1 protein-coding gene is annotated in these 1,216 nt (G+C 70.7%); it reads right to left on the bottom strand.

Annotated features, from left to right (window positions below):
- The coding region (locus AC5P1B_RS35635) for an acyltransferase domain-containing protein (protein ID WP_493892186.1) at positions 1–1,216 on the bottom strand (1,216 nt) is incomplete at both ends.

Raw genomic sequence — 1,216 nt, 5'->3', positions numbered from 1 at the left:
GTTGGAAGGTGTAGGTGGGGAGGTCGGTGGTGTGGGGTGGGGGGTTGGTGGGGAACCAGGTGGTCCAGTCGACGGGGGCGCCGTGGGTGTGGGCGTGGGCGAGGGCGTGGGCGAGTTGGGTGTGGTCGCCGTGGTCGCGGCGCAGTGTCGGGATGGTGATCGCGTGGGTGCTGGTGTTATCGAAGGTTTCCTGGATGCCCGGGGTCAGTACGGGGTGGGGGCTGGCTTCGATGAAGATCCGGTGGCCGTGGTGCAGGAGGGTGTGGAGGGTGTCGGTGAAGCGGACGGGTTGGCGCAGGTTGGTCACCCAGTAGGTGGTGTCCAGGGTGGTGGTGTCGGTGGGGGTGGCGGTGACGGTGGAGTAGAACGCCACCTGCCCGGCCCGCGGGGTGATCCCGGCCAGGACCTGATGCAGCTCGTCGGCTATCTCATCGACTTGCGGGCCGTGCGAGGCGTAGTCCACCTCGATCAACCGCGCCCGCGACCCCTCCGCCTCCGCCTTGGTCACCACATCCGTAACCTGGGGTGGTGGTCCGGAGATCACGGTGGAGGAGGGGCCGTTGACGGCCGCTATGCCGACGCCGGGGTGGTCGGCCAGGAGTTCCTCGGCGCGTTGGCGGCTGACGCTGAGGGAGGCCATGGCCCCGCGTCCGGCCAGGCGCCGTAGGGCCCGGCTGCGCAGGGCGACGATTTTGGCGCCGTCGTCCAGGGTCAGGGCTCCGGCGACGCAGGCGGCGGCGATCTCGCCTTGGCTGTGGCCGACCACCGCCGTGGGGGTGATGCCGTGGCTGGCCCACAGGGCGGCCAGGCTGACCATGGTCGCCCACAGCACGGGCTGGACCACATCCACCCGCTCCAACTCGGCACCCTCCCCGCGCAGCACACCGGTCAAAGACCAGTCCACATACGGGGACAGGGCCTGCTCGCACTCCGCGATCCGGGACGCGAACACCGGGGAGGACTCCAGGAGTTCGGCGCCCATCCCGGCCCACTGCGAACCCTGCCCGGGAAAGACCAACACCGGACCGGCGGCACTCCGCCCACTGGCCGCGTCCTGTGGGCAGACCACGCCCGGATGCGGCTCACCGGCGGCCAGCGCCTTGAGCCCGGACAGCAGTTCGCCCTCATCCGCGCCGATGATGACGGCCCGGTGCTCGAACACCGACCGGGTCGTCACCAGCGACCACCCCACATCAGCCACCGGCACCGGGGCATC

Source organism: Streptomyces sp. A01 (assembly GCF_059026195.1).
The sequence above is the reverse complement of the archived record's forward strand: the minus strand, read 5'-3'. Positions and strand labels throughout refer to the sequence as shown.